The organism is Streptomyces sp. NPDC041784 (assembly GCF_055591025.1).
Window position 1 is genome coordinate 1 of record NZ_JBVJAB010000061.1, and the last position, 22,351, is coordinate 22,351.

The window sequence follows — 22,351 nt, forward strand, 5'->3', positions numbered from 1 at the left end:
TTGAGGTGCTAGTGCCCTTTATCGGGCGTGGGGGTTCAAGTCCCCCCTCGGACACACAGAGGAGCGAGGGCCGCGACCGTTGGTCGCGGCCCTCGCTCGTGGTGTGGCCGATCTCTCCCCAGTCACTCCGTGGCCGAAGATCACGCAGGTCACAGCCCTGGGTCCGCCGCCGCGAGCACCCCCGGACGGCCCTCCCCGGTGGCCGACGCAAGGGGGCGAGCCTAGCGTCGTACTAAAATTTCCGGCTTGTTACGGAGCCGGCACGGACAACCCCAGGCAGACCTGCGGGCCCGCCGGCGCCCCGGAGGCTTCCGGGATCGAGACGCGAGGACCGATGGCAGCCACACACGAGAGCAGTGCTCTCGGCCTGCTCGACGAAGAAATCCGCGTACAACTCGGTGACACGGCACGTTTCTCCGGTGGCCCCGCCGCCTCCCCCCGGACCCTGGTCGACGTGTTCGACGCGTCCGTGCGTTCGTACCCGGACGAGCCGGCCCTGGACGACGGCACCACCCTCCTCACCTACCGGGCGCTCGCCGTGGAGGTGGAGCGGCTCCGGCGCCGGCTCGCCGCCGCCGGGGTCGGCCTGGGCGACCGGGTGGGCGTGCGGGTGCCGTCCGGTACCAACGACCTCTACGTGGCGATCCTGGCCGTCCTGGCGGCCGGTGCCGCCTATGTGCCGGTCGACGCCGAGGACCCCGACGAGCGGGCCGAGCTGGTGTTCGGCGAGGCCGAGGTCCGGGCGGTGATCGGCGCCGGGCACGGGATCACCGTCCACGGCGGTTCGAGCGCCCTGGCCGGACGGCCCGGTGTCGAGCACGACGCCTGGATCATCTTCACCTCCGGCTCGACCGGCAAGCCCAAGGGCGTCGCCGTCAGCCACCGCAGCGCCGCCGCGTTCGTGGACGCCGAGGCCGCGCTGTTCCTCACCGACGAGCCGATCGGGCCCGGCGACCGGGTCATGGCCGGGCTGTCGGTGGCCTTCGACGCCTCCTGCGAGGAGATGTGGCTGGCCTGGCGCTACGGCGCCTGTCTCGTGCCGGTGCCCCGGTCGCAGGTCAGGAGCGGTGCCGATCTCGGACCCTGGCTGGTCGAGCAGGAGATCACCGTCGTCTCCACGGTGCCGACGCTGGCCGCGCTCTGGGAGCCCGAGACCCTCAACGACGTACGCCTGCTGATCTTCGGCGGCGAGGCCTGCCCGCCCGAGCTGGTGCAGCGGCTGGTGACCGAGGGGCGCGAGGTGTGGAACACCTACGGGCCGACCGAGGCCACCGTGGTCGCCTGCGCCTCCCTGATGACCGGCGAGGAGCCGGTGCGGATCGGGCTGCCGCTCACGGGCTGGGAGCTGGCCGTGGTCGACGAGGCCGGGGAACCGGTGCCGATGGGCGGCAGCGGTCAGCTGGTGATCGGCGGGGTCGGGCTCGCCCGGTACCTCGACGCCGAGAAGGACGCGGAGAAGTACGCGCCGCTCACGTCGCTCGGCTGGGAGCGGGCGTACCGCAGCGGTGACCTGGTGCGGGCCGACGCCGAGGGGCTGGTCTTCCTCGGACGGGCCGACGAGCAGATCAAGCTCGGCGGGCGCCGGATCGAGCTGGGCGAGGTCGACGCGGCGCTCCAGGCGCTGCCCGGCGTCGCGGGGGCCGCCGCCGCGGTCCGCACGGCCCGCAGCGGCAACCAGCTGCTGGTCGGATACGTCGTCACCCAGGACGGCTGGGACCAGGCCGCGGCCGTGGAGAAGCTGCGCGCCGAGCTGCCCGCCGCCCTGGTGCCGCTGCTCGCGCCGGTGGACGACCTGCCGACCCGGACCTCCGGGAAGGTCGACCGCAACGCGCTGCCCTGGCCCCTGGAGGGCGTCGAGGCCCCGGCCGCGCAGCTGTACGGCACCGAGGCCTGGCTCGCCGAGCAGTGGACCGAGGTGCTGGGCATCCCGGTCGGCTCGGCCGCCGACGACTTCTTCGCGATCGGCGGCAGCAGCCTGGCCGCCGCCCAGCTCACCACCCGGCTGCGCACCCGCTACCCGAGCGCCGCCGTCCTGGACATCTACCAGCAGCCGACCCTGCGCAAGCTGGCCCGCCTGCTGGAGGAGTCGGCGCACGAGGACGGCGACAGCCGTACCGTCGCGCCGGTGCCGAGGCAGGCGCAGCTCGTCCAGCTGCTCCTGCTGGTTCCGCTCTTCACCCTGCTCGGGCTGCGCTGGACCATCGTGCTGGCCGCGCTGGGCAATGTGCTGCCGGGCTACGCCTGGCTGCCGACCGCGCCCTGGTGGCTGCTGGCCGTCGGCGCGCTGCTGCTGTTCAGTCCGCCCGGGCGGATCGCCCTCGCGGCGGGCGGGGCGCGGCTGCTGCTGCGGGGCGTGCAGCCCGGCCGGTACCCGCGGGGCGGGTCCGTGCACCTGCGGCTGTGGGCGGCCGAGCGGCTGGCCGAGTCGAGCGGGGCGACCTCGCTGACCGGGTCCTGGCTGGAGCGGTACGCCCGTGCCCTGGGCGCCAAGATCGGCCCGGACGTCGATCTGCACTCGCTGCCGCCGGTCACCGGTCTGCTCAAGTTGGGCCGGGGCTCGGCGGTCGAGTCCGAGGTGGACCTGTCCGGGCACTGGCTGGACGGCGACCGGCTGGAGATCGGGCCGGTCAAGGTGGGCGCGCACGCCGTCGTCGGCACGCGCAGCATGCTCTTCCCGGGCGCCCGCGTCGGCAAGCGCGCCGAGGTGGCCCCCGGCTCGGCGGTCACCGGGCAGGTCCCGACCGGCCAGCGCTGGGCGGGCGCGCCCGCGGTCAAGCTCGGCAAGGCCAAGCGCAACTGGCCCAAGGAGCGCCCGCAGCGCGGCACGTACTGGCGGGTGATGTACGGCGTGACAGGCGGCGCGCTGAACCTGCTGCCGGTGGCGGCGGCCGTGGCCGCGCTGCTGGTGGCCCGCGTCTTCGTCACCCCCGGCCTCGGGCTCGGCGGGGCGCTGCGCGGGGCCGTCCTCGCGCTGGTCCCGGCGACGCTCACCTACGGGCTGGTGTACGCCGTGCTGCTCCTGGTCGCCGTACGGCTGCTGAGCCTGGGGCTGCGCGAGGGCACGCATCCCACGCACAGCCGGGTGGGCTGGCAGGCGTGGACGGTCACGCAGCTGATGGACCACTCCCGCGAGACGCTGTTCCCGCTGTACGCCGGTCTGGTCACCCCGGTGTGGCTGCGGCTGCTCGGGATGCGGATCGGGCGGGGCGCCGAGGTGTCGACCGTGCTCGCGCTGCCGAGCCTGACCACGGTCGGCGAGGGCGCGTTCCTCGCCGACGACACGCTGACCGCCCCGTACGAGCTGGGCGGCGGCTGGGTGCGGATCGGGCGCGCGGAGATCGGGCGGCGGGCGTTCCTCGGGAACTCGGGGATGACCGCGCCGGGCCGCAGCGTGCCGGACGGTGGTCTGGTCGGCGTGCTGTCGGCGACCCCGAAGAAGGCGAAGAAGGGCAGCTCCTATCTGGGCCTGCCGCCGGTGAAGCTGCCGCGCAGCGCGGCCGACGGCGACCAGAGCCGTACGTACGAGCCGTCGGCCCGGCTGCTGTGGGCGCGCGGTCTGGTGGAGCTGTGCCGGATCGTGCCGGTGTTCTGCTCGGCGGCGCTGGCCGTGCTGACGGTGGCCGTGCTGTGCGCGCTGGGCGGGTGGGCGCCGCTGCTCGGCGGCCTGGTGCTGCTCGGTGCGGGCGTGACGGCCGGGCTGGCGTCGGTCGTGGCGAAGTGGCTGCTGGTGGGGCGCCACCGCAGCGGGGAGCATCCGCTGTGGAGCTCCTTCGTGTGGCGCAACGAGCTGGCGGACACGTTCGTCGAGGTGCTGGCCGTGCCGTGGCTGGCGGGCGCCGTGCCGGGTACGCCGGTGATGTCGGCGTGGCTGCGCGGGCTCGGGGCGCGGATCGGGCGCGGTGTGTGGGTGGAGAGCTACTGGCTCCCGGAGGCCGACCTGGTCACACTGGAGGACGGGGCCACGGTGGGCCGGGGGTGCGTGCTCCAGACTCACCTCTTCCACGACCGGATCTTGCGGACGGATACTGTGGTCCTCCGTGAGGGCGCCACGCTGGGCCCTGGCGGGATCGTGCTGCCCGGCAGCACGATCGGGGCCCGTACGACACTGGGTCCCGCGTCGCTCGTCATGGCCGCGGAGTCCGTCCCGGACGACACCCGCTGGCTCGGCAACCCGATCGAGGCATGGCGCTCCTGAGCGCGGGCCGGGCGGAGCCGGTGAGCGGGGCATCGGCGAACGGTTCGAGCACAGTGCAGGGAGCGAACGCGGAAGTGGCAGTGCAGCAGGCAGTGGGTCCGGACCCGTACTTCCCGGACAACGGCGATCCCCGGTACCGGGTGCATCGCTACGAGCTCACGCTGGACTACCGGCCCGGCCCGAACCGGCTGTCCGGCACGGCCCGGATCAACGCGATCGCCGGCCGCGCGCAGCTGCCCGAATTCCAGCTGAACCTGGCCGACTTCAGGATCGGCCGGGTCCGGGTGGACGGGCGGCAGCCGCACTACACGCACCGCGGCGGCAAGCTGCGGGTGCGGCCCGCGAAGCCGCTGCGCGCCGGGGCCGCGTTCACCGTGGAGATCCACTGGTCGGGCAATCCCAAGCCGGTGCCCAGCCCCTGGGGCGGGCTCGGCTGGGAGGAGCTGACGGACGGCGCGCTGGTGGCGAGCCAGCCGATCGGCGCGCCCTCGTGGTACCCGTGCAACGACCGGCCCGCCGACAAGGCGTCGTACCTGATCTCGGTCACGTCCCCGTCGGCGTACTCGGTGGTGGCGGGCGGCCGGCTGCTGACCCGCACCACGAAGGCGTCCACGACGACCTGGGTGTACGAGCAGTCGGCGCCGACGTCGAGCTATCTGGTCGGGCTGGCCATCGGCAAGTACCAGACGCTGTTGCTGGGCGACCCGGGGCTCGGCGGGGTGCCGATGCACGCGCACATTCCCGCACATCTGCTGCCGCAGTTCTCCCGGGACTTCGCGCGCCAGCCCGCGATGATGGACCTGTTCCAACGGCTGTTCGGGCCGTACCCGTTCGACGAGTACGCCGTGGTCGTGGCCGACGAGGAGTTCGATGTCCCCGTCGAGGCACAGGGGTTGTCCCTGTTCGGCGTCAACCATGTGGACGGGGCGCGGAGTTCGGAGCGTCTCGTGGCGCACGAGCTGGCGCACCAGTGGTTCGGCAACAGTGTGTCCATCGCCGACTGGCGGCACATCTGGCTGAACGAGGGGTTCGCGAAGTACGCGGAGTGGCTGTGGTCGGAGCGGTCCGGCGGCCGTAGCGCACAGCAGCTGGCGGCCGTCGCCCACCGGTTGCTCTCCACCCTGCCGCAGGACCTCCGGATCGCCACCCCCGGCCGCAAGTCGATGTTCGACGACCGGCTGTACGAGCGCGGCGGTCTCACGGTGCACGCGCTGCGCTGCGCGATGGGCGACGAGGCGTTCTTCCACATGCTGCGGGCCTGGGCGGGGCTGCACCGGGGCGGCGCGGTGACGACCGGCATGTTCATGGCCCATGTCGCCCGGTTCGCGGCCGAGCCGCTGGACGGGCTGCTGGAGGCATGGCTGCACGACACGGCGCTGCCGCCGCTGCCCGTGCAGGGTGCCCGGGTGGCGTAGGGGCCGGCTTTCGGAGTTCGGGGCGGTTCGGCGAAACCGCCCCGGACACCCCTTCCGGCCTGGGGCTTCGTATGCGGCTTCGGAGTGGTTCGGCTTTCGGCCGCCGGGGGGCCGCGCAGGGGCAGGGTGATGTCACCTACCAGTTGCGGAGTCCGGGAGGACGGCATGCGGAAGATCATCACCCTGCGGAGCGCGGTCATCATGGGGGCGGCGGTGGCCGCCGGCGCGGCCGCGGGCGGCGCCGTGGAGACGGTGTCCGGCCTCGGCGGGGCGGGGCCCGTGGTGACCGGGGCGGTGGCGCTCTGGTTCGCGGAGAAGCTGGACCGGGTGATCGGGGACGACGGGGGCGAGGGCTGAGCGGTCCGCGTGTCCGCCGACCCCGCACCGGCACAATGGTGGGCATGTCACGACGTGCCCGCCGTTCCGTTCCTTCCGCTCCCCCGTCGAAGGCCGGGCTCACCTGCCCCTGCGGTCTCCCCCAGCCCTACGACGCCTGTTGCGGCCGGTACCACGCCGGGGGTGTGGCGCCGACCGCCGAGGCGTTGATGCGGTCGCGGTACAGCGCCTTCGTGAAGGGGAACGCCGGGTATCTGGTGCGGACATGGCATCCGCGGACCCGGCCGGAGCGCCTCGAGCTGGATCCGGGGATGCGGTGGACGGGGCTGGAGATCCTCGCGACGGCCGACGGGACGGCGTTCCACGCCACCGGGACCGTGGAGTTCCGGGCGTCCTACCGGGGCGGTTCGCTGCACGAGGTCAGCCGGTTCGAGCGGGTGGAGGGGGCGTGGGTGTACGTGGACGGGGTGTTTCCCGGCTGACGCGGTACGCCGACCCGCTGCCGCGGGACGGGGAGGGGCTGCCCGTGTCGTAGGGCGTCAGGGGGCCAGGATGTCCAGTTCCTGGAGGGCGCCGACGGTGATCTCGCGGGTCAGGGACTGCGCGCGCGTCGCGTCGCCCTCGCGGATGGCCTCGGCGAGCTGGACGTGGAGGGTGACGGCCGCCGGGTCGGGGTCCTCGAACATGACCTCGTGGTGGGTGCGGCCGGTGAGGACCTCGGCGACGACGTCGCCGAGGCGGGCGAACATCTCGTTGCCCGAGGCGGTGAGGATCACGCGGTGGAAGGCGACGTCGTGGAGGAGGTAGCCCTCCAGCTGGTGGCCGCGTGAGTGGGCGACCATGCCCAGCGCGGCCTCGGTGAGTTCGGCGCACTGCGCGGCCGTGGCGTGGCGTGCGGCCAGGCCCGCCGCGACCGGTTCGATGGCGGAGCGCAGCACGGTGAGCGAGCGCAGCTGGTGCGGGCGGTCGGCGCCGGCCAGCCGCCAGCGGATGACCTGGGGGTCGTAGACGTTCCACTCGGGCTTGGGGCGGACGGTGACGCCGACGCGGCGGCGCGACTCGACGAGGTGCATGGATTCGAGGACGCGGACCGCCTCGCGCATCACGGAGCGGGAGACGTCGAAGCGCTGGGCCAGTTCGTCGGTGCGCAGGACGCTGCCCGGCGGGTACTCACCGGCGGTGATCGCGGGGCCGAGCGCTTCCAGTACATGGCCGTGCAGACCCCGGCCCGGAGTGGTCATGCACTCAGCGTACGGGGTGCGTCACCAAGTCAAAAAGTCAGACTTATATGTCACACACTCTTGAATTCGTCGTACCTAATGCGTTTCAGTGTCGTCGACATCAGGTGTCGAGGAAGACAGCGAGGCAGTGATGCGTACCCCCCACGTCGCCCCCCACGTCGTCGTCGTGATGGGCGTCGCCGGAACGGGCAAGACCACGATCGGTCCTCTGCTCGCCGCCCGGCTCGGCGTCCCGTACGCCGAGGGCGACGACTTCCACCCGCAGGCCAACATCGCCAAGATGTCGGCCGGCACCCCGCTCGACGACGAGGACCGGCTGCCCTGGCTGGACGCCATCGGCGCCTGGGCGCACGAGCGGGCCGGGCTGGGCGGAGTGGTCAGCTGCTCGGCGCTGAAGCGGTCGTACCGCGACCGGCTCAGGGCCGCCGCCCCCGGCCTGGTCTTCGTCCACCTCACCGGCTCCCGGGAGCTGATCGAGGACCGGATGGGGCACCGCCAGGGCCACTTCATGCCGACCGCCCTCCTCGACTCCCAGTTCGCCACCCTCGAACCGCTCCAGGCGGACGAGGCGGGCGTAGCCGTCGATGTCTCCGGCAGCCCCGAGGAGATCGCCGACCGTGCCACCGGCGCGCTCGGCGATCTCTCCGCACCGGCCCGGTAACCCCCCGCACCCCTCCCCCAACCCCGTCTCTGCAAGGGAATCCCTGTGACCAGACTCAGCGTCGAGCTGCTGGCAGCGGACACCGTCGAGCCGATCACCTCGGCGGGCCACACTCAGCTGGGCCTCGCCGTTGTGGCGGGCATCGCCGTCATCGTCGTGCTCATCACCAAGTTCAAACTGCACGCCTTCCTGGCGCTGACCATCGGCTCGCTCGCGCTCGGCGCGTTCGCCGGGGCACCGCTGGACAAGGTCATCACCAGTTTCACCACCGGGCTCGGCGCCACGGTCGCCGGCGTGGGCGTGCTGATCGCGCTGGGCGCGATCCTCGGCCGGATGCTCGCGGACTCCGGCGGCGCCGACCAGATCGTCGACACGATCCTCGCGAAGACGGGCGGCCGTTCGATGCCGTGGGCGATGGTGCTGATCGCCTCGGTGATCGGTCTCCCGCTGTTCTTCGAGGTCGGCGTGGTGCTGCTGATCCCCGTGGTGCTGATGGTCGCCAAGCGGGGCAACTACTCGCTCATGCGGATCGGCATCCCGGCCCTGGCCGGTCTGTCCGTGATGCACGGCCTGGTGCCGCCGCACCCCGGCCCGCTGGTCGCGATCGACGCGGTCGGCGCCAACCTCGGCGTCACCCTGGCGCTGGGCGTGCTGGTCGCCGTCCCGACGGTCGTCATCGCGGGCCCCATATTCTCCCGGGTCGCCGCCCGCTGGGTGGACGCCCCCGCCCCGGACCGCATGATCCCCCAGCGGCCCTCCGAGGACCTGGACAAGCGGCCCGGCTTCGGCGCCACGCTGGTCACCATCCTGCTGCCCGTCGTGCTGATGCTGTCCAAGGCGCTGGTCGACATCGTCGTGGACGACCCCACGCACACCGTGCAGCGCGTCTTCGACGTCGTCGGCTCCCCGCTGATCGCGTTGCTCGCCGCCGTGCTCGTCGGCATGTTCAATCTGCTGCGGCCCGCCGGTTTCGCCAAGGAGCGGATCTCGGGGCTGGTCGAGAAGGGGCTCGCTCCCATCGCGGGCATCCTGCTGATCGTCGGCGCGGGCGGCGGCTTCAAGCAGACCCTGATCGACTCCGGTGTGGGCAGGATGGTCCTGGAGATCTCCGAGGACTGGTCGATCCCGGCGCTGCTGCTGGCGTGGCTGATCGCGGTGACGATCCGGCTGGCGACCGGTTCGGCGACCGTGGCGACCGTCTCGGCGGCCGGCCTGGTCGCCCCGCTGGCCGCCGACATGTCGACGACCCACGCGGCCCTGCTCGTCCTGGCCATCGGCGCCGGCTCGCTCTTCTTCAGCCATGTCAACGACGCCGGGTTCTGGCTGGTCAAGGAGTACTTCGGGCTGAGCGTCGGCCAGAACATCAAGACCTGGTCGGTGATGGAGACCATCATCTCGGTGGTCGCCGGCGGACTGGTCCTGCTGCTCTCCCTGGTCATATAGGAGTACGGGTATGAGTCACCCTCTCTGATGACGAGCGTGCAAGGTGCTGCGCGGGCTGGCCCACGCGTGTCTCGCGGTGCGGGGGCGGGCGGACGAGTGGGCGGCGGCGGAACAGGACCACGCGGCACTCGCCGGCCCGGCGGACACCTGCAAGGGGCGGGCCGCCCAGCGGGTCCTGGCCGGGCTGCTGTCCTTCCACCGTTCCCGGCCCTCGGCCACCGCCCGGCTGGTCGACGCGCCGGACGCCCCGCCCGCCTGCGCCTTCGCGATCGGCTCGGTCGACGTCGGCGACGACGGGGAGGCCCGGCCGGGCGACCTCGTCCGGATCGAGCTGCGCGGCACCTGCTTCGACCACGCGGAACTGCTGCGGGAGGGGGCGGTGTTCATCGGGGGGCGGCGGCTGGACGGGCCGTTGCGGGCCGTTGCGCGGTCGGGCGACGGGCTGGTGCTGGCCGCGGCGGTGCCGGGTCCCGACGAGGCCGGGGCCACGGGGTCCACCGGGTCCACCGGGCCGGCGACCGGGGGCCCCGATTCCGGTGGGTCGCCCCGGTCGGTCGCGGTGGTGGTGCGGTACGGGTCGGCGGAGGCGGTGCGGGCGGACGCGTTCCGGGTGCTGGGCTCCGGGACGGGTGGAGCGACGAGCGGACCGCCGAACGGGCCGCCGAACAGGCCGCCGTCCGAGTCAGCGGGGCGACCGGGATCTCCGGCCCTCGGCCCGTGAGTGCGCCGGAGTCCGCCTGAGCGCGTATGAATGCGCCTGGATGCGTCTGAATGCGTCTGAATACGCCTGAGCAGGCCTCACTCCCGCCACAGCGGATGCTCCCGCTCCGCCCACTCCCGGCTCACCGCGCCGGTCCGCATGCCGCGCCGTGCCTCGGGGTCGCCGAGGGCCATGCCGATGTGGCCGGCGAGGACGACACCGATGGTGAGGGCCAGCCAGTCGTGGACGAAGGTCGCGCTGGTGCGCCACTGGATCGGGGTGAGGTGGGTGAACCACATGAGCAGCCCGGTCCCGAGCATCACCAGCGTCGCCCCGGCGATCCAGGCCGCGTAGACCTTCTGCCCCGCGTTGAACTTGCCCGCCGGACGCGCCGCATGCCGCCGGTCCCGGCGCAGGGCGGCGCGCAGCCAGCGGCGGTCGTGCGGGCCGAAGCGGTTGAGGCGGCCGAGGTCGGCGCGGAAGGCGCGGGAGGCGAGGCCCGCGAGCACCGGCACGGGCAGGGCGAGACCGGCCCACTCGTGCACCCGGACCACCAGCTCACGGCGTCCGACGAGCTGCGCGAACTCGGGGATGTACAGGAAGGCCGCGGTCACCACGCACAGGCCCATCAGCAGCGCGGTGGTGCGGTGGATCCACCGTTCGGCGCGGGTGAAACGGGGGACCCTGGTCATCGGGGGTGCCTCAGCTCGTAGGCTCATCGTCCCGCCCGTTCGACCGGCCGACCCAGGCGTCGACGTCGTAGCCCCGCTCCTCCCAGTAGCCCGGTTTCACCTTCTCGGTGACGGTGATCCCGGAGAGCCACTTGGCGGACTTGTAGAAGTACATGGGGGCCACGTAGAGGCGGACCGGGCCGCCGTGGTCGTGGCCGAGGTCCTTGTCCTGCATGCGCAGGGCGACCAGGACGTCGGAGCGGCGGGCCTGGTCGAGGGTGAGGCTCTCGGTGTAGGTGCCGTCGAAGCAGGTGAAGCGGAGGGCGCCGGCCTCGGCCTTGACCCCGGCCGCGTCGAGGAGGACGGACAGGCGTACGCCCTCGAAGGCGGTGTCGGGGACCCGCCAGCCGGTGACGCACTGGACGTCCTTGACCATGCGGGTCTGGGGCAGCGCTCTGAGGTCGGCCAGCGTGTAGGTGGCGGGGCGGTCGACGAGGCCGTCGACGGTGAGGCGGTAGCTCGTGGCGTTCCGGTGCGGCACGGAGGAGGCCACGGAGTAGTAGCGGAAGCCGCCGCCGTTGGGCAGCAGGCCGGTGAGGCCGGTGGGGTCCTTGCCGGCGGCGGCGCCCAGGACGGTCTCCAGACCGCGTTGGAGCGGGGGTGCGGCGACGACCCCCAGGGCGCCCAGGGCGAGGGTGCCGAGGAAGACCCGGCGGCCGACGGGGCTGCCGCGCTCCTCGGATGGTTCGGGATTCACCCGTCCATTCGAGCACTTCGGGGCCCGGCGGGGCCAGGCGTCCGGGGCGGCCGTCAGACTTCCGTCATCACTTTCTTACCCGGCGCTCGGAACGTCTTACGGACGCATGGACTCTCGGATCACGGACCCATGGACTCTCGGATCACGGAGCCAAGGACTCTCGGACCACGGAGCCAAGGACTCTCGGACCACGGACGCAAGGGCTCTCGGACGCGGGCCCTACCCGCCGCCCGGCCCCAGGGCGTCAGCCCGCCCCGCCTGGAAGGCCCGGTGCGGATCGCGGTCCGGGTAGGACCACGGCCGCGGGGTGGCGTGCGGCCCGATGTGCCGGAACAGGGCGGCCGCCTCGGGCGCGCGGCCCTCGCAGACCTTGGCGTGGGCGAGGAAGTTCAGGTCGACCAGCCGGCGGGGGTGATCGTCGTGCTCCCACTCCAGCAGCCAGTCGAAGGCGGCCTTCATCACGCCCCGGGCCCGGCTGTCGGTCCAGTGCCCGGAGGCCGCCGGGTCGGCGGGGGCGAACCCGCGGGCGGCCAGCACGCGGTAGCGCTCGGCGTGCGCGACGACCGGGAGGATGGCGAGGGGCGAGTCGGCGGGGGCCTGCTCGGCGGCCCAGGCGGCGAAGTCGTACACCTCGTGCAGCGGGTCCGGGCCGGTGCCGGCGCGGCGCTCGGCGAGCCGGGCGACCATCAGGTGGTGCGCGTGGTGATGGTCGCGGTGACGGGCCCGGACCTCCTCGAAGATCCGTACGGCCTCGGGGCCGCCGTCGCACTCCAGCATGAGCAGGCCGAGCCAGGGGGTGGGGTCGGCGGGCGCGAGCGCGGCGGCCGACCGGCACGCCTCGCGGGCGGGGTCGCGGCGCTCCTTGCCGCGCAGGGCGCGCCGGACCTGGGCGAGGGCGTGCAGGACGGCGGCGTCGGCGGTGCCGGGTTCGGCGAGCAGCCACTCGTGGGCCCAGGCGGCGGCGTACGGTTCGAGCGCGAGGACGGTGATCCGGTGGGCGCGGCGGTCCCAGTCGTCGCCGGTGCGGGCGAGCAGCGCGCGGGCGGCCTGCCAGCGGCCCTGGGCGAGCGCGGCGCGGGCGACACCGAGTTCGACGTCGTCGAGGGCCGGGTCCGGTTCGGGGGTCCGGGCGGCGCGGCGGCGGCCGCGGCGGAGGGAGAGCGGGGGTAGGGGCACCGCGGGACTTCCTCATCCTCCTCGGTGACGGTGGCGACGTCGGCCCGCGATCGGCCGATCACGCACAGCAAAACCCCAGCCGACGTCCGCGTCAAGGGCCGGGACGACCTGACAGGTGTCAACTGCCCGCGCGGGCAGGGAACTTGGGGGCACCCCGCCGCTGGTGAGGTACCCGCCGGCGCGGCGGTGGACACTCGAATGTGGCGTACGCCATGGCGCCGCGCGGCCGGAGCCCACACCATGGCCATAGGTCGCCCTTCGCTCCCGGGCCTGTCGACGGGGGCGCCGCGACCGAGCCAATCGCCCGGTTCCGGGTACTCCCGTACTCCCGGAATCCAGCTTTCCGGGCACTCCCGGGGGCCGCGCGGGCGCCGGGAGGCTACAGTCGGCCACCACCCCCGTCCGTGGTCCGACCGGATGATCGAGGTACGCAGCGTGTCGGTTCTGGTTCTCGTACTCGCCGTCAGCGCCGCCTGCTGCCTGGGGTTCGGGTTCGTGCTCCAGCAGAACGCGGCGCAGAAGGCGCCCCTCGGCGACTTCCTCTCGCTGCGGCTGCTGCTCGACCTCATGCGGGTGCCGCGCTGGCTGGGCGGCATCGCCCTGATGGTGGCCGGCATGGCGCTGGGCGCGATAGCGCTCGGCAAGGGCGAGGTCTCCCTGGTGGAACCGCTGCTCGCGACGAACCTGCTGTTCGCCCTCGCGCTCTCCCGCCACCAGACCAAGCAGCCACTGGGCCGTCAGGGCTGGGCGGGGCTCGCCCTGCTCGCGGGCGGGGTGACGACGTTCATCGTGGCGGGCGAGCCGCGCGGCGGCACCGCCCTCACCGATCCCGTCCGGCACTGGCTGATCATCGGCGTGATGATCGGACTGGCCCTGCTGCTCACCACCTACGCCAAGCACTCCCGGCTCAGCTCGGGCCCGGTCCTGCTGGCCCTCGCCGCCGGTCTGCTGTACGGCGTCCAGGACGCCCTGACCCGGGTCAGCGGGCAGCGTTTCGCCGACGGCGGTCTCACCGAGATGCTCACCGGCTGGCAGCCGTACGCCGTGCTGGCCCTCGGGGTGACCGGGCTGGTGCTGGTGCAGAGCGCCTTCGAGACGGCGCCGCTGCGCATGTCGCTGCCCGCGCTGACCGCGGCGCAGCCGCTCGCCGGGATCATCTGCGGCGTCGGCTTCCTCGGCGACCAGCTGCGCACCGACACCGGCGCGCTGGCCTGGGAGGCGGCGGGTCTCGCGGCGGTCGTCGGGGGCATCGTGCTCCTCGGACTGCACCCGGCGATGCCGTCGGGCGTGGCACCGCGGGAGCGGGTGGCGAACCTTCAGCCGCAGTAGGCGCCGCCTTCCCGGCGGACGCCTGTGGGGCCCGTGGCGGACCGGCGGACGTCCGTGGCTCGTGGCGGTCCTGCTTGGATGGGCGCATGAGCGCTGCTGACGAGATCCTCGACATCGTCGACGAGAACGACCAGGTCATCGGGCAGTTCCCGCGCGGGCGGGTGTACGCCGAGGGCCTGCGCCACCGGTGCGTCTTCATTCAGGCCCGGGACGCCGAGGGCCGGCTCTTCGTCCACCGCCGCACCCCGACCAAGCTGGTCTTCCCCTCGCTGTACGACATGTTCGTCGGCGGGGTGGTCGGCGCGGGCGAGGCCTACGACGACGCGGCCCTGCGGGAGGCCGAAGAAGAACTGGGCGTGAGCGGGCTGCCCCGGCCGACGTTCCTCTTCAAGTTCCTCTACGACGGCGGTGCCCGCGGCAGCTGGTGGTCGGCCGTGTACGAGGTCCGCTGCGAGCTGCCGGTGAGCCCCCAGGTGGAGGAGGTGGCCTGGCACGACTTCCTGCCGGAGGCGGAGGTCGAGCGGCGGCTGTCCGGCTGGGAGTGGGTGCCGGACGGGCTCGCGGCCTACGAGCGGCTCAGGGAGTACCGGGCGGCGACAGGCTGAGCGCGGCGGAGATCCGCTCCCGGGTAGGGTCCTGCGCGTGATCGAGTTCGTACGGAACGTCCGGTTGTGGTTCGCGCCCGAGCGGATCCGGGAGGAGGGCAGCACACCCGACTACCGGTTCTCGCTGGCCAACGAGCGGACGTTCCTGGCCTGGCTGCGCACGGCCCTGGCGCTGATCGGCGGGGGCTTCGCGGTGGACCAGTTCCTGCCGGACCTGCGCTGGGGCTGGCGGGTCGGGCTGGCCCTCGCGCTGCTCGCGGCGGGCGTGCTGTGCTCGTTGCGCGCGGTCAACCACTGGCTGCGCTGCGAGCGGGCGATGCGCCGGGGCGAGGACCTGCCGGTGTCCCGGTTCCCGGCGCTGCTGAGCATCGTCGTCGCGGTGGTGGCCGTGGCGATGGTCGTGGTCGTGCTGCTGGGGTGGGCCGGGTGAGCGGGGCGAACGCGGTGGCCGCGGGGGAACGCGATCCCGGGCTCCAGCCGGAGCGGACCCGGCTGGCCTGGCGGCGTACGACCCTGTCGAGCACGGTCGCCGCCGTGCTCGCCGTGAAGACCACCCTGCACGGCGGTGCCACGGCCGCCGGAATCGTGGCCTGTGCCCTGTGCTGCGGCCTGTGGCTGGTGTTCCTGCTGCTCGCCCACCACCGCATCCGCGCCCTGACGGCCGCGCCGCCCCCTGCGCCGTTCACCCTGCTGCACGCCGCCGTGGCGGTGCTGTGCGCGGTGGCGACGGCGGTGTGCGCGGCGGCACTGGTGATCTAGGGCCCCTCCGGCGGAGCGGCGGTGTCCCGGTCCACCGTGACCACGATCTTGCCGCGGGTGCCTCCCCCCTCGTTGCGGCGGTAGGCGTCCGCCGCGCGTTCCAGCGGGAACGTCTCGAAGACGTGTACGGAGACCACGCCCTGTTCGGCCAGTTCCGCCAGCCGGGTGAGGTCCTCGGCGTCGGGCCGTACGAAGCAGTAGCGGCCGCCGTAGCCGACGACGTCCCCGTCGGCGATGGACACCAGACGGCCCTCCGGGACCAGCAGCTGGGCGGGGAGACCCTCAGGGTCTCGCCGCCGACCGTGTCGAAGGCGGCGTCCACGCCCTCGGGGGCCAGCCCGCGCACCCGCTCGGACAGTCCCTCGCCGTAGGCCACCGGTTCGCCGCCCAGGGAGCGCACGAAGTCGTGGTTGGCCTCGCTCGCCGTACCGATCACGCGGGCGCCCAGGTGGCGGGCGAGCTGCACCGCGATCGAGCCGACGCCGCCCGCGGCCGCGTGGACGAGGACGGTCTCGCCCCGCTGCACGCGCAGTGCCTTGGTGAGCACCTGCTAGGCGGTGAGGCCGGTCAGCGGCAGCCCGGCCGCCTCCTCCCAGGTGAGGTTGCGGGGCTTGCGGGCCAGGGTGCGCACCGGTGCGCCGACGTACTCGGCGAAGGTGCCCCGGGAGAGGAAGTCCTCGCGGACGTAGCCGATGACCTCGTCGCCGACCGCGTACTCCGTGACGGACGCGCCGAGCCCGACCACGACACCCGCGACGTCCCAGCCCGGGACGAGCGGGAAGACGGCGTCGAGGACGGGGTCGAGGTAGCCCTGGCGGGCCTTCCGGTCGACCGGGTTGACGGCCGCCGCCCGTACCTTGACCAGCACCGAGTCGGGGCCGACCTTCGGGTCGCGCAGATCCCCGTACTCCAGGACCTCGGGACCGCCGTACCGGCTGTAGCTGATGGCCTTCATGGCATCGACCCTCGGCTGTGGGCGCACGCCACGCAAGCCGGATGCCCCGATATGTGCCGTTCGCGTGGCACCCTGTCCGACGTCATTCCCCGCACCACCGAAGGTGAGCACCATGACCACCCTTCACCAGGAGCACACGGCCCACTCCCACATCCACGGTCCGGACTGCGGGCACGCCGAGGTGCCGCACGGCGACCATCTCGACTACGCCCACGACGGGCATCTGCACCGCGAGCACGGCGGCCACTGGGACGAGTGCGAGCCGGGCGGGCACGTCACGCACGCCGCCCACGAGCACGCGCACGGCGAGGGCTGCGGGCACGCGCACGTGCGGCACGGCGACCATGTGGACTACCTGCACGACGGACACCGGCACGCCGAGCACGACGGCCACTGGGACGACCACTGAACGTCCGGAAAGCACCACCTGCGGCTCCCCGCGCTTCTGCCCGGGGAGCCGCCGTCCTAGGGTGGCCCGGATCACGTTGGGTGCGGCCACTGGACTACATACCGACCGGTCGGCATCATTGAGCGAGTCCCGTTCACCGTCCGTAGGAGCCATGTATGAGCCCCGACCACCCGCCAGGTCTCGATCTCGACCGGCTGCGCGCCCTGCTCGACCGTGAGCACCCCGGTCTGGTCCGCGGCCCGCTCACCGGCCGGCTGATCGAGGGCGGCCGGTCGAATCTGACGTACGAGGTCGGGGACGGCACCGGCCGGTGGGTGGTACGGCGCCCCCCGCTCGGGCACGTGCTGGCCACCGCGCACGACATGAAGCGCGAGCACCGGGTGATCAGCGCGCTGCACCCGACCAGTGTGCCGGTGCCGCGCCCGGTGCTGCTGTGCGAGGACGAGGACGTGCTCGGGGCGCCGTTCTACGTCATGGAGTTCGTCGAGGGCACCCCGTACCGGACCGTCGACCAGCTCGCCCCGCTCGGCGCGGAGCGCACGCGCGGTGCGGTGCTGTCGCTGGTGGACACGCTGGTGGAGCTGCACGCGGTGGAGCCGGCCGAGGTGGGCCTGGCCGACTTCGGGCGCCCCGAGGGCTTCCTGGACCGTCAGCTGCGCCGCTGGGGCAAGCAGCTGGATGCCTCCCGCAGCCGTGACCTGGCCGGCATCGACGAGCTGCACGCGGCACTCGGCCGCGAGCTGCCCCGCTCCCCCGCGCCGGCGGTCGTGCACGGCGACTACCGGCTCGACAACGTCCTGATCGGCCCGGACGACACGATCCGGGCGATCCTCGACTGGGAGATGTCCACGCTCGGCGACCCGCTGACCGACCTCGGCCTGCTGGTGATGTACAGCGTGCCGCTGGACCTGCCGAACTCCCCCGTCTCCACGACCGCCTCGGCCCCCGGGCACCCGGCCCCGGCCGAGCTGATCGAGCGGTACGCGGCGCGCTCCGGGCGGGACGTCTCCGCCGTCTCCTGGTACACGGCGTTCGCCTGGTTCAAGCTCGCCGTGATCCTGGAGGGCATCCACTACCGGTACACGCTGGGCCAGACGGTCGGGCGCGGCTTCGACCACATCGGGGACCTCGTCCCCGTCTTCATCGAGCACGGACTGACCACTCTTCAGGAAGGCTGACCGGCATGGACTTCGCGTTCGACACACGCACCGAGGAGCTGCGCGGCAGGCTGCTCGCCTTCATGGACGAGTACGTCTACCCGGCCGAGGCGGTGGCCGAGGAGCAGCGGGCCGCGCTGGCGTCCCCCTGGGACACGCCGGCCGTGGTGGAGGAGCTGAAGGCGGAGGCCCGCAGGCAGGGCCTGTGGAACCTCTTCCTCCCCGACTCCGAGTACGGCGCCGGCCTCACCAACCTCCAGTACGCGCCGCTCGCCGAGATCACCGGGCGCTCCCCGCAGCTGGCGCCCACCGCGCTGAACTGCGCGGCGCCGGACACCGGGAACATGGAGGTGCTGGCGCAGTTCGGCGACGAGCGCCAGAAGAAGCAGTGGCTGGAACCGCTGCTGGCCGGTGAGATCCGCTCGGCGTTCGCGATGACCGAGCCGGAGGTGGCCTCCTCCGACGCCACCAACATCACCACGCACATCCAGCGGGACGGCGACGAATACGTCGTCACGGGCCGCAAGTGGTACATCTCCGGGGCGATGAACCCGGACTGCGCGATCTTCATCGTGATGGGCAAGACGGACCCGGACGGCGCCGACGTCCGCCGTCAGCAGTCCATGGTGCTGGTGCCGCGCGACACGCCCGGTGTCACCGTGCGGCGCGCCATGAAGGTGTTCGGGTACGAGGACCACTCCCACGGCGGTCACGCCGAGGTGATCTTCGACCACGCGCGGGTGCCGGTGACGAACCTGATCGGCGAGGAGGGCGGCGGCTTCGCCATCGCGCAGGCGCGGCTGGGCCCCGGCCGGATCCACCACTGCATGCGGCTGATCGGCATGGCCGAGCGGGCGATCGAGCTGATGTGCCGGCGGGCCGTCTCGCGGGACGCGTTCGGCAAGGCGCTGGCCCAGCAGGGTGTGGTCCACAACTGGATCGCGGACGCGCGGGTCACCGTGGAGCAGCTGCGCCTGCTGGTGCTGAAGACCGCCTGGATGATGGACACGGTCGGCAACCGGGGTGCCCACACGGAGATCCAGGCCATCAAGATCGCAACGCCGCGCGCGGTCGTCGACATCCTCGACCGGGCGATCCAGCTGCACGGGGCGGGGGGCGTCAGCCAGGACTTCCCGCTGGCCGAGCTGTACGCGGGGGCGCGGACGCTGATGATCGCCGACGGGCCGGACGAGGTCCACCAGCGGTCGCTGGCGCGCCGGGAGCTGAAGAAGTACCTGTGAGGGGACGTGTAAGGGGCGGCCGCCAAGAGCGGCCGCCCCTTACACGTGCGCTCTGCTCACACACGCGCTCTACGGACGCAGGGCCCTGAGCAGAAGGTCCGCGAGATGATCCGCGACCTCCTGGGGGCTCATCGGCCCGTCCGGCCGGTACCAGGTCGACAGGTGGTGCACGGACCCGAAGTGGTAGTCCACGACCAGGTCGGCGGGGGTCGCCCGGGAGAAGACGCCCGCCTCCTGGCCCTCCTCGACGAGCGCGCGGAAGCGTTCGTGATAGCGCCGGCGCTCGGCACGGACCTGCTTGTTCTTCTCCGGGCTCAGATGGTGCATGGAGCGGAAGAAGATCATCGCGTCGTCGAGGTTCTCGATGGTCGTGACGACCACGTCGGCCGCCGCACCCCGCAGCCGCTTCTCGATGGGCTCGTCGGCGTTCGCGAAGGCGTCGAGGCGCTCCTGCTGGACGCGCAGCACGCGCGCGTACACCTCGTGCAGCAGGTCGTCCTTGGAGCCGAAGTAGTGGTACAGCGCCCCCTTGGTGACGCCGGCCGCCTCGACGATCTCCTGTACCGAGGTGCGGTCGTAGCCCTGCTCGGCGAAGAGCCGGGTGGCGGCGGCAAGGAGCCGCTGCGGGACCGGAGTCTCTCCGCCGTCCGTCGTCCTGGGCACTGCCGCCACCTGCCTTTCGCGTCGTTCCTGCTGGCCGTCGTGCACGCCTACTGACTGTCGTGCGCGCGGGAACGCAGTTCCCGCCGGAGGATCTTCCCACTCGCCGTTTTCGGCAGGTCGGGCAGGATCTCCACCTGGCGCGGATATTTGTAGGCCGCCAGTCTGTCCTTGCAGTAGGCGGCGAGCGTACCGGCATCCGCGTCGGCGCCGGGCCGCAGGCTGATGTACGCCTTCACGGTCTCGCCCCGGTAGCCGTCGCGGACCCCGACCACGGCCGCCTCGCGCACCGCCGGGTGCGTGTGGAGCACGTCCTCCACCTCGCGCGGCCACACCTTGAAACCGGACGCGTTGATCATGTCCTTCTTGCGGTCGACGACGTACAGCCAGCCCCGCTCGTCCATGAACCCGATGTCCCCGGTGCGCAGTTCGCCGTCGGGGAAGGTCTCGGCGGTGGCGTCGGGCCGCCGCCAGTAGCCGGGGACGACCTGCGGACCGCGGACGACGATCTCGCCCTGCTCCCCGAAGGGCACCTCGGCGCCCTGCTCGTCCACGATCCGTTCGACCGTGTCGGGGCCGGGCACGCCGACGGCGAGGGTCCCGGAGGCCGGATCGACCGGCGCCTCGTGCTGCGGCGGGACGGACGCGCAGGGGGCCGTGCACTCGGTGAGCCCGTAGCCGTTGCGGATGTAGGGCCCGAAGCCCGCCCGGAACTTCTCCACCAGGGCCGGCGGCACGGGGGCGCCGCCGGAGGAGATGTTCACAAAGGAGGAGAGGATGTCGTACGTGACGGCAGGGCAGGCGGCCAACATTCCGAGAACCACCGACGGCCCGACCGTGAGGCCGGGCCGCACTCGGCGTACGCGTCGAGAACGGGAGCCGTCTCGAGGCCGTACATCACGACTGTGCCCGCAGTGCGGACGCACACCGTGAACTGGCAGACCATGCCGGTGATTTGGCCCCCTCCTCGCGCCGAGGCGTGAGGATTCCAACCCAGTGGGTCGAGGTTCACGGACACTCGACCGCGTACACGGTGTCATCCCTCCGGCAGGCCCTGCCGCGACACCCCCTTGGGGGCTCCTATGACATACCAGTCCGCTCAACTCGCGCCAAACCGGCGCCTGGTGGCTAGTGCGGGCGACGGCGGTGAGGTCGTCGGCGTCGGACGGCTGCGGAAGCCCTTCGAAGGCCAGCACGCGCGTGTCACCGCGCGTCTGGAAGTCCAGCTCATATCCCGTGAGCACGATCCGCACCGGAGAGCCAGCCGCCGTGTCCCGTAGATACGACTCCCAGGCCCGGTCGGAGCAGATCAGCGCGGCGACCTCGCCGTCCCGCAGGACGTGCGCCACCTCGCCCGACTTGTACATGGGGTTGACCGGGACCACGGTCGCGCCCGCCTTCCAGGCACCGAGCAGGGCGAGCACGAAGAGCGGGGAGTTCTGGAGCAGGATCGCCACCCGGTCGCCGCGCTCCAGACCGCGGGTGGCGAGGTGGCCGGCGACCGAGTCGCTCAGCTCCTCGACCTCGCGGTAGCCGAGCCGTCCGTCGAAGTAGGCGGGGCAGGCGCGGTCCGGGGCCTCGGCGGCGGACCGGCGCAGCGCGTGCACCAGGGAGGCGGCAGGGTCGACCGGGGCGCGCTGGGCGTCGTCGAGAAGGTCCAGCCAGGGCTTGGCCGCGTAACGGGAGTCGGTCACTCGGCGGACTCCCACTTGCGCTGGAGGTGGTTCATGTTGGTCAGCCAGCGGTCGGGGTCGGAGGCGCGCAGCTGGTAGTACCCGGCGACCTCGGAGTGCGGCAGGATCAGGAAACGGTCCTCGGCGATCCCCTTGAACAGGGCGTCCGCGACGTCCGCCGGCTCGATCGCGGTCGGCTTGAGCACCAGGTCGCCGGCGCTGCCGGTGGCGGCCAGCATGTCGGTGCGGACGCCCTGGGGACAGATCGCGTGGACCTTGATCCCCCGGTGCCGGTAGGTGAGCGACAGCCACTCGGCGAAGGCGTAGGCGCCGTGCTTGGTGACGCTGTAGGGGGCCGCGCCGATCATCGTGAGCAGTCCGGCGGCGGAGACGGTGGAGACGAACCGGCCCCCGCCGCGCTCCAGCCAGTCCGGCAGCAGGGCGTGCGCCGCGCGGACATGGGCCATGACGTTGACATCCCAGGCCTGCGCCCAGACGGCCGCGTCGGCCGCCTCGGAACCGCCCGAGGCGACCCCGGCGTTGGCGCAGTAGACGTCGACCGTCCCGCCGAGCGCCTCCCGGGCCGGCTCGACGACCGTGGCGGCGTCGCCGGGAACCGCGATCCCGCCGATCTCCTCGGCGACGGCCCGGGCCCGTCCGGCGTCCAGGTCGTTGACGACGACCCGCGCGCCCTCGGCGGCGAACCTCCGGGCCAGCGCGGCCCCGATCCCGCCTCCCGCTCCGGTGACGACCACTCCGGCATCCTGCACGGCTTCCACGGCTTCCACCCTCGGGCTCCTTCGACGCGACGCGAATCGACTCGGCGCCAGACTAACCGGTCGGTATGTTTGGCGGAAGGCCGAGCGCACCACCCTAGTGACCTGAGTCGGAGATTCGTCGTTGGTTCGGTATGAGTCGTCCGGGTCCGAAGATTCCGCCGTTGTCGGTGACCGATGCCCAGCGGGCCG

At 72.9% G+C, this 22,351-nt stretch carries 21 protein-coding genes and 1 pseudogene; 14 read left to right on the forward strand and 8 right to left on the reverse strand.

Annotated elements, in window-relative coordinates:
• The first annotated feature begins 334 nt into the window (after window positions 1-334).
• From ACZ6D7_RS46300 to ACZ6D7_RS46315, 4 genes are all read left to right on the forward strand, one after another.
• Window positions 335-4,195, forward strand: a complete 3,861-nt coding sequence (locus ACZ6D7_RS46300; RefSeq protein WP_469504745.1) for a Pls/PosA family non-ribosomal peptide synthetase — start codon at window positions 335-337, stop codon at window positions 4,193-4,195.
• Window positions 4,196-4,269: 74 nt separating this feature from the next.
• Entirely contained in the window at window positions 4,270-5,610 is a 1,341-nt protein-coding gene (locus ACZ6D7_RS46305; protein ID WP_469504748.1) for a M1 family metallopeptidase, read from the forward strand.
• A 165-nt stretch (window positions 5,611-5,775) separates the two neighbouring features.
• Window positions 5,776-5,967: a hypothetical protein gene (locus tag ACZ6D7_RS46310; RefSeq protein WP_469504751.1), complete on the forward strand. Its 192-nt coding sequence runs from the start codon at window positions 5,776-5,778 to the stop codon at window positions 5,965-5,967.
• 44 nt (window positions 5,968-6,011) lie between these two features.
• Window positions 6,012-6,428, forward strand: a complete 417-nt coding sequence (locus ACZ6D7_RS46315) for a YchJ family protein (RefSeq protein WP_469504753.1) — start codon at window positions 6,012-6,014, stop codon at window positions 6,426-6,428.
• Between the two features lie 57 nt (window positions 6,429-6,485).
• Here ACZ6D7_RS46315 and ACZ6D7_RS46320 read toward each other — a convergent pair whose 3' ends face one another.
• Window positions 6,486-7,187 carry a FadR/GntR family transcriptional regulator gene (locus ACZ6D7_RS46320; RefSeq protein ID WP_469504756.1) on the reverse strand — a complete coding sequence of 234 codons (702 nt, stop codon included), beginning with the start codon at window positions 7,185-7,187 and terminating at the stop codon, window positions 6,486-6,488.
• Window positions 7,188-7,317: 130 nt separating this feature from the next.
• On the opposite strand from ACZ6D7_RS46320, the gene ACZ6D7_RS46325 reads away from it, so the two are divergent.
• From ACZ6D7_RS46325 to ACZ6D7_RS46335, 3 genes are read left to right on the forward strand one after another with little or no spacing between them, the layout of a single operon-like run.
• Entirely contained in the window at window positions 7,318-7,848 is a 531-nt protein-coding gene (locus ACZ6D7_RS46325) for a gluconokinase (RefSeq protein ID WP_469504757.1), read from the forward strand.
• 45 nt (window positions 7,849-7,893) lie between these two features.
• Entirely contained in the window at window positions 7,894-9,291 is a 1,398-nt protein-coding gene (locus ACZ6D7_RS46330) for a GntP family permease (RefSeq protein ID WP_469504760.1), read from the forward strand.
• Window positions 9,292-9,334: 43 nt separating this feature from the next.
• Window positions 9,335-10,012, forward strand: a complete 678-nt coding sequence (locus tag ACZ6D7_RS46335; RefSeq protein ID WP_469504762.1) for a hypothetical protein — start codon at window positions 9,335-9,337, stop codon at window positions 10,010-10,012.
• A 77-nt stretch (window positions 10,013-10,089) separates the two neighbouring features.
• On the opposite strand, the gene ACZ6D7_RS46340 is transcribed toward ACZ6D7_RS46335, so the two are convergent.
• The 3 genes from ACZ6D7_RS46340 to ACZ6D7_RS46350 all read right to left on the reverse strand — a co-directional run bounded on the left by ACZ6D7_RS46340 (window position 10,090) and on the right by ACZ6D7_RS46350 (window position 12,595).
• Entirely contained in the window at window positions 10,090-10,710 is a 621-nt protein-coding gene (locus ACZ6D7_RS46340; protein WP_469504764.1) for a cytochrome b/b6 domain-containing protein, read from the reverse strand.
• Window positions 10,694-11,419, reverse strand: coding sequence for a molybdopterin-dependent oxidoreductase (locus ACZ6D7_RS46345; protein WP_469504765.1), 726 nt, complete (start codon window positions 11,417-11,419; stop codon window positions 10,694-10,696). The genes ACZ6D7_RS46340 and ACZ6D7_RS46345 overlap by 17 nt, the downstream gene beginning before the upstream one ends.
• A 219-nt stretch (window positions 11,420-11,638) precedes the next feature.
• The gene (locus tag ACZ6D7_RS46350; RefSeq protein ID WP_469504768.1) at window positions 11,639-12,595 is read right to left on the reverse strand and encodes a hypothetical protein; all 957 of its coding nucleotides are present in this window, start codon (window positions 12,593-12,595) and stop codon (window positions 11,639-11,641) included.
• A 435-nt stretch (window positions 12,596-13,030) separates the two neighbouring features.
• On the opposite strand from ACZ6D7_RS46350, the gene ACZ6D7_RS46355 reads away from it, so the two are divergent.
• The 4 genes from ACZ6D7_RS46355 to ACZ6D7_RS46370 all read left to right on the forward strand — a co-directional run bounded on the left by ACZ6D7_RS46355 (window position 13,031) and on the right by ACZ6D7_RS46370 (window position 15,288).
• Window positions 13,031-13,924, forward strand: coding sequence for a DMT family transporter (locus ACZ6D7_RS46355; protein ID WP_469504771.1), 894 nt, complete (start codon window positions 13,031-13,033; stop codon window positions 13,922-13,924).
• Window positions 13,925-14,010: 86 nt separating this feature from the next.
• Window positions 14,011-14,529, forward strand: a complete 519-nt coding sequence (locus ACZ6D7_RS46360) for an NUDIX hydrolase (protein ID WP_469504774.1) — start codon at window positions 14,011-14,013, stop codon at window positions 14,527-14,529.
• Between the two features lie 37 nt (window positions 14,530-14,566).
• The gene (locus ACZ6D7_RS46365; protein ID WP_469504777.1) at window positions 14,567-14,959 is read left to right on the forward strand and encodes a YidH family protein; all 393 of its coding nucleotides are present in this window, start codon (window positions 14,567-14,569) and stop codon (window positions 14,957-14,959) included.
• Window positions 14,956-15,288, forward strand: a complete 333-nt coding sequence (locus ACZ6D7_RS46370; protein WP_469504779.1) for a DUF202 domain-containing protein — start codon at window positions 14,956-14,958, stop codon at window positions 15,286-15,288. The genes ACZ6D7_RS46365 and ACZ6D7_RS46370 overlap by 4 nt, the downstream gene beginning before the upstream one ends.
• On the opposite strand, the pseudogene ACZ6D7_RS46375 reads toward ACZ6D7_RS46370, so the two are convergent.
• Window positions 15,285-16,243: pseudogene (locus ACZ6D7_RS46375) on the reverse strand (NADP-dependent oxidoreductase). The gene ACZ6D7_RS46370 and the pseudogene ACZ6D7_RS46375 overlap by 4 nt on opposite strands.
• 112 nt (window positions 16,244-16,355) lie before the next feature.
• Between ACZ6D7_RS46375 and ACZ6D7_RS46380 the strand changes: the two are divergent.
• From ACZ6D7_RS46380 to ACZ6D7_RS46390, 3 genes are all read left to right on the forward strand, one after another.
• Window positions 16,356-16,652 carry a hypothetical protein gene (locus tag ACZ6D7_RS46380; RefSeq protein WP_469504782.1) on the forward strand — a complete coding sequence of 99 codons (297 nt, stop codon included), beginning with the start codon at window positions 16,356-16,358 and terminating at the stop codon, window positions 16,650-16,652.
• Between the two features lie 155 nt (window positions 16,653-16,807).
• On the forward strand, window positions 16,808-17,830 hold the full coding sequence (locus tag ACZ6D7_RS46385; RefSeq protein WP_469504785.1) for a phosphotransferase family protein: 1,023 nt from the start codon (window positions 16,808-16,810) through the stop codon (window positions 17,828-17,830).
• 5 nt (window positions 17,831-17,835) lie between these two features.
• Window positions 17,836-19,050, forward strand: coding sequence for an acyl-CoA dehydrogenase family protein (locus ACZ6D7_RS46390; RefSeq protein WP_469504788.1), 1,215 nt, complete (start codon window positions 17,836-17,838; stop codon window positions 19,048-19,050).
• Between the two features lie 69 nt (window positions 19,051-19,119).
• Here ACZ6D7_RS46390 and ACZ6D7_RS46395 read toward each other — a convergent pair whose 3' ends face one another.
• The 3 genes from ACZ6D7_RS46395 to ACZ6D7_RS46405 are packed head-to-tail and all read right to left on the reverse strand — an operon-like array spanning window position 19,120 to window position 22,162.
• Window positions 19,120-19,713, reverse strand: a complete 594-nt coding sequence (locus tag ACZ6D7_RS46395; RefSeq protein ID WP_469504791.1) for a TetR/AcrR family transcriptional regulator — start codon at window positions 19,711-19,713, stop codon at window positions 19,120-19,122.
• A gap of 47 nt (window positions 19,714-19,760) precedes the next feature.
• Complete coding sequence (locus ACZ6D7_RS46400; RefSeq protein ID WP_469504794.1) at window positions 19,761-21,404, reverse strand: AMP-binding protein; 1,644 nt, start codon at window positions 21,402-21,404, stop codon at window positions 19,761-19,763.
• Window positions 21,401-22,162, reverse strand: a complete 762-nt coding sequence (locus ACZ6D7_RS46405) for an SDR family oxidoreductase (RefSeq protein ID WP_469504797.1) — start codon at window positions 22,160-22,162, stop codon at window positions 21,401-21,403. The genes ACZ6D7_RS46400 and ACZ6D7_RS46405 overlap by 4 nt, the downstream gene beginning before the upstream one ends.
• Between the last annotated feature and the right edge of the window lie 189 nt (window positions 22,163-22,351).

Coding starts and splice junctions, on each gene's coding strand:
- ACZ6D7_RS46300 (WP_469504745.1), top strand. CDS start 335: ATGGCAGCCACACACGAGAGCAGTGCTCTCGGCCTGCTCGACGAAGAA.
- ACZ6D7_RS46325 (WP_469504757.1), top strand. CDS start 7,318: ATGCGTACCCCCCACGTCGCCCCCCACGTCGTCGTCGTGATGGGCGTC.
- ACZ6D7_RS46310 (WP_469504751.1), top strand. CDS start 5,776: ATGCGGAAGATCATCACCCTGCGGAGCGCGGTCATCATGGGGGCGGCG.
- ACZ6D7_RS46385 (WP_469504785.1), top strand. CDS start 16,808: ATGAGCCCCGACCACCCGCCAGGTCTCGATCTCGACCGGCTGCGCGCC.
- ACZ6D7_RS46380 (WP_469504782.1), top strand. CDS start 16,356: ATGACCACCCTTCACCAGGAGCACACGGCCCACTCCCACATCCACGGT.
- ACZ6D7_RS46320 (WP_469504756.1), bottom strand. CDS start 7,187: ATGACCACTCCGGGCCGGGGTCTGCACGGCCATGTACTGGAAGCGCTC.
- ACZ6D7_RS46360 (WP_469504774.1), top strand. CDS start 14,011: ATGAGCGCTGCTGACGAGATCCTCGACATCGTCGACGAGAACGACCAG.
- ACZ6D7_RS46390 (WP_469504788.1), top strand. CDS start 17,836: ATGGACTTCGCGTTCGACACACGCACCGAGGAGCTGCGCGGCAGGCTG.
- ACZ6D7_RS46315 (WP_469504753.1), top strand. CDS start 6,012: ATGTCACGACGTGCCCGCCGTTCCGTTCCTTCCGCTCCCCCGTCGAAG.
- ACZ6D7_RS46340 (WP_469504764.1), bottom strand. CDS start 10,710: ATGAGCCTACGAGCTGAGGCACCCCCGATGACCAGGGTCCCCCGTTTC.